Source organism: Rubrimonas sp. (genome assembly GCF_036788415.1).
Classification (GTDB): domain Bacteria; phylum Pseudomonadota; class Alphaproteobacteria; order Rhodobacterales; family Rhodobacteraceae; genus Rubrimonas.
Genome location: NZ_DAIQNN010000166.1, coordinates 1 through 4154, shown reverse-complemented (window position 1 = coordinate 4154; position 4154 = coordinate 1). Strand labels below are relative to the sequence as shown.

At 71.4% G+C, this 4154-nt stretch carries 4 protein-coding genes; 2 read left to right on the top strand and 2 right to left on the bottom strand.

Going from position 1 to position 4154, the window contains the following annotated elements; genetic code table 11:
* The first annotated feature begins 77 nt into the window (after positions 1–77).
* Entirely contained in the window at positions 78–1019 is a 942-nt protein-coding gene (locus V7Q31_RS17735) for a hypothetical protein (protein WP_333835179.1), read from the top strand.
* Here the strand turns inward: V7Q31_RS17735 and V7Q31_RS17730 are convergent.
* Together V7Q31_RS17730 and V7Q31_RS17725 are read right to left on the bottom strand one after the other, a co-directional pair.
* Positions 1000–1821 carry a sulfotransferase family protein gene (locus tag V7Q31_RS17730; RefSeq protein ID WP_333835178.1) on the bottom strand — a complete coding sequence of 274 codons (822 nt, stop codon included), beginning with the start codon at positions 1819–1821 and terminating at the stop codon, positions 1000–1002. The genes V7Q31_RS17735 and V7Q31_RS17730 overlap by 20 nt on opposite strands.
* A gap of 92 nt (positions 1822–1913) precedes the next feature.
* Entirely contained in the window at positions 1914–3311 is a 1398-nt protein-coding gene (locus V7Q31_RS17725) for an aminotransferase-like domain-containing protein (RefSeq protein ID WP_333835177.1), read from the bottom strand.
* Positions 3312–3800: 489 nt separating this feature from the next.
* On the opposite strand from V7Q31_RS17725, the gene V7Q31_RS17720 reads away from it, so the two are divergent.
* The coding region (locus tag V7Q31_RS17720) for a hypothetical protein (RefSeq protein WP_333835176.1) at positions 3801–4154 on the top strand (354 nt) is incomplete at its 3' end.

Below are 4154 nucleotides of genomic sequence, written 5' to 3'. Positions count from 1 at the left end.
TATTGGAAATTCCAGCGCGGCGCTGGAAACTGGGAGGTGGAAACTCGGATTTGGGCCATCTTTTCGGATTCTCGGCTGTGACGACGCCTTTCGCCGCCAAGCTTCGCCTCACCGCCGCAGCCCAGGGATGCGCCACCCGCAAGGAACTCTGCGAGCGGTTCCGCGCCGTGAACCCCGCGACCGCCTTCGACGTCGAGCGCTGCCACAAATGGCTGCAAGGGGTCGCCATGCCCTGCAGCGCCACGGTCTATGACGACTGGGTCAAGGTGATCGGCTTCGACCGGTCCGCCGCGTGGATCGCGGCCTCCACGCAAGACGCCTTCGCCGAGGCGCTCTGCGCGCATCTGTCGGCCGACCGGGCCGATCTCGAGGTCCGGGCGGCGCGCTTCGGCGGGCCGCGCGCCGCGGGCGCCGCTCCCGCCGCAGGGCTGGGAACCTTCGCCGTCTATTCCTGGGCCATGTCGCCGCGTCACGAGGGCAAGCTGATCCGCGGCGGCCTGACGCTCGGCGCGGCGCGCGGACGCCGCATCGCAGCGGAGTACGAGGAGGGGCTGGTCGGCGGCCCGCTGCGCTTCGCCGGCTCGGCGACGGAGGCAGGGCGCACGCTCAGCGTCGCGCTCGACAGCGAAGGCAACCCCGGGGGCGGTCGGTTCTTCATGGTGCCGCTCACGCCGGGCCGTCCGCTCGACGCCATGTGCGGCGAGTTTCTAGGCGCGCCGATCAACGCCGCGCTCGCCGAGCCGACCGTCTCTCGGGCCGTGGCGCTGCGGATCGACCCGGCGTTCGGCCCTGCCGCCGTGGCCCCGGATTGCTATCTCGCCACCGACCCGACCGCGCTCGCCGCCGATCTCGGCCTGCTGGGCTTCGGCGAAATCGCGCCGCGGCTGCCTGCGGTGCTGCTCGACGTGCTCTCGGGCGTCGGGCCCGCCGTCAGGCGAACCGGCACCGCCGAACTCGCCCTGCTGACCGCAGCGCTCGAACCGCCCGTCCTGTTGGCCGTCAGCGCGCCGGCGCCGTGATCCGGTAGGCGGAGGAGCCGGCCTGATCGCGCCAGAAGGCCAGCGGCGCGAATTTCTGCGCGAGATCGGGCGGCAGCACCGTCTGGCGCGGCTCGAAACGGACCTTGCGCTTGACGGCGTGCAGGCCGGGCGCGCCGAGCTGGCGGTCGAACTCCGGCTCGTCATACTCGACATTGTCGAAGTCGTGCGCGAACCAGGGCTCGCCGAGCCATTCGTAGATCAGCTTCAGGCAAGCCTCGGGCTTCTGCGTCAGCAGGTCGTACTCCACCAGCAGCAGCGCGTCGGAATGTTCGCCGTAATAGGCCTCCTTCAGCGCCGACCACGCAAAGCCCACCACCCGGTCGCGATGCGCCAGCGCCTCGGTGCGGCTGTAGACCGTCGCCCGTTCCTCGGGGGTGCCGAAGAGACGCGAGGGCTCGAAGGCGTTCTTCCGCACGAGCCGCTCGAAGCTGTCCATGATCCAGGCGACGTCGCGCACGCAGCAGATCACGCGGCACTCCGGATAGAGGGCGCGCAGCAGCGGCAGCCGCGCGCACCAGCCGCGGTTGGTGTCGAACACCACGTCGCGGTCGGCCTGCGGGGCGTAATGGGCGTCGACCGTCGCGCGCAGGATGGCCCGCCGGCGCTCCTCGTCGAGAAACACCGCCGTCTCGTTGGCCGCCGTGAAGGTGTTGAGCAGCGCCTGAACCATTGGCAGCACCGGCCCGGTCATGGCCGCGTGGAACTGCGGATTCTGACGCAACAGACCGGCGAGCAGGGTCGAACCCGAGCGAGGCAGGCCGGAGATGAAGTGGAGTTTCATGGCGGGCCCCCGGCGTGCGGTCTCGCGTCGCGGTTTACCTTCGCGGCGCGGGGAGCGGAAGAGGCGCCCCGGCGGCTTCGCAGCGACGCCCCTCAGAGCGCGACGTCCGCGAGTTCGGGGGCGGTGTCGAACAGCCGGCGCAGAACGCCCGCCGCCCGCTCCACGCGCGCGACCGAGCCTGCGCCCGAAAGACTGATGCGCGCCGCCTCCGGCAGAGGCCCGTCCGCGCTTGCCGAGAACACGGCCCCCGGCAGAAGCCCGACGCCGGCCTGCCGGGCCGCCCGCACGAAGGCCTCGCCGCGCCAGGGCGCCGACAATCTGAGCCAAGCGTGCGGCGCGCCGGGGGCGCTGTCCAGCGCGTCCGGGCCGAACGCCCGCGCGAGCGCCGCGCGCCGGCGCTCCAGCTCCTCGCGCTGTTCGGCGATGATCGCGTCGAGCCGACCGTCCTCGATCAGGCGCGTCGCGATCAGTGCCGTCAGCGCCGGCGCGCTCCAGCAATCGACCCGCAGCATCGCGGCGATGCGGCCTGCGAGCGAGGGCGGCGCCGCCACAACCCCGAAGCGCGCGCCCGGGGACGCGCATTTCGACAGGCTGACGATATAGATCGTCGCATCGCGATGCGCGGCCGCGATCGGCGGCGGCGCGTCGGGCGCGAGCGGGCGATAGACGTCGTCCTCAACGATGAGCGTCCCGTGACGCCGGGCGATCGCCGCGAGGTCGGCGCGGCGCGCGGCGCTCAGAGTGACGGTGGTCGGGTTCTGAAGGCAGGGGGTGAGGAACACGGCGCGCGGGCGGTGCGCGCGGCAGGCGGCGTCGAGCGCGTCGGGCCGCATGCCGCCCTCGTCCTGCGCCACGGAGGCCAGCGTCAGGCTCTGCGCGGCGCAGAGGCCTGACAGCCCGTGATAGCCGACGGCCTCTGCGAGCACGACATCGCCCGGCCGTGCGATCGCGGCGAGCGCGCAGGCGAGCCCGTGCTGGGCGCCGCCCGTGAGGATCAGGCCGTCCGGGTCGGCGCCGCCGAGGACTGGGGCGAGCCAGCCGGCGAGCGCGGTCCGCGCCCAGACGGGGCCCTGCGGCGGGTGGAACTCGCCAATGTCGGCGAAGCGCGGGTCGCGCGGCAAGTCCGGCAGCAGCGCCGCCGTGGCGCGCAGCCACGCGTCGGTCGCCGGTCGCGTGACCGAGAGGTCGACGAAGCCCTCGTCGCTCTCGGGCGGCGCGCCGAAGGCGCTACGGGCCCCGTGCGCGCTGACCACGGAGCCGCGTCCGGGGCGGCTCTCGACGAGGCCCTGCCGCTGCAGCAGCGCGAAGGCGCGCGTAACGGTGGTCATGTTGACGCCCGCGTCGCGCGCGATGTCGCGCTGGGGCGGCAGCCGGTCGCCGGGCGCGAGGGCCCCCAAGTCGATCATCTCGGCGACCTGATCGGCCAACTGCCTGTAGAGCGGCCCGGCCTCCTGTCCGAAGTCGAGAGGGTCGATTGCAAACTTTTCCACGCCACTGCCCTTTCCACCGACCCCGGCGCGCCGACTGGCGGTCGCCCCTCGCCCGCGATGCCTCGTCTAGCGTCTCTGCCGCCGCGCCGCGTTTCGAGGCCGACTCCCGCAGAGAGTAGGCAACGCGAAATATTGCATGCCGGACGATGCGCACATTGAGCGACGTCCATTTTCCCATCAGGAGCCGTCGCAGATCTTCTGTAACAGTGAAGCGATAATCGGTTCAAGTTTCGAGACCTGGGCTCTGGAGTGTCCGGCGCTCGGCCCTTCGGATCGGCTTGCCGGTCCGCGCCTCCAATGGGCATTCGCTTGGCTGTCGCCCAATTGCCCCCCAGATCCTGACTGCATGCGCGGCGCCGTTCTGGTGGATTCGCCGCTGCAATATATGGGTTTCAATCATGCTTAATGTATGTCGGATTATGGTGGGGGAGACGCGATTGGCCCGCTCGCAATATCGAGCGGCGCCCTGTACTGCAGGAGAGAAGGACGATGGCGCAAACCGATGTGCGCACCCTGCATCCGCTCTGGTCCGCGAGCGCGCAGGCGAGCGGCGCCGAACGGCGTTCGGTCGCGCAGGCCCTCCGGAACAGCGCGTGGCGGCCCGATGGCGCGCGCGCCGTCCCGCGCTGGCATGAGGGCCGCTCTTGCGGCGCTGCGGCTGCCGCGGCCCTCGCCGTCGCTTTCGGCAACGGCCTGATCGCATCTCCGGCGCTTGCGAACGCCTGCGTCGCTTCGGGCTCCGGCTTCATCTGCTCGGGCGATCTCAGTCAGGGGCTGAATTTCAATAATGGCGGGAAATACACGCCGGGGATGTCGTCGAGTTCCGCCGCAGGCACAAGCTTC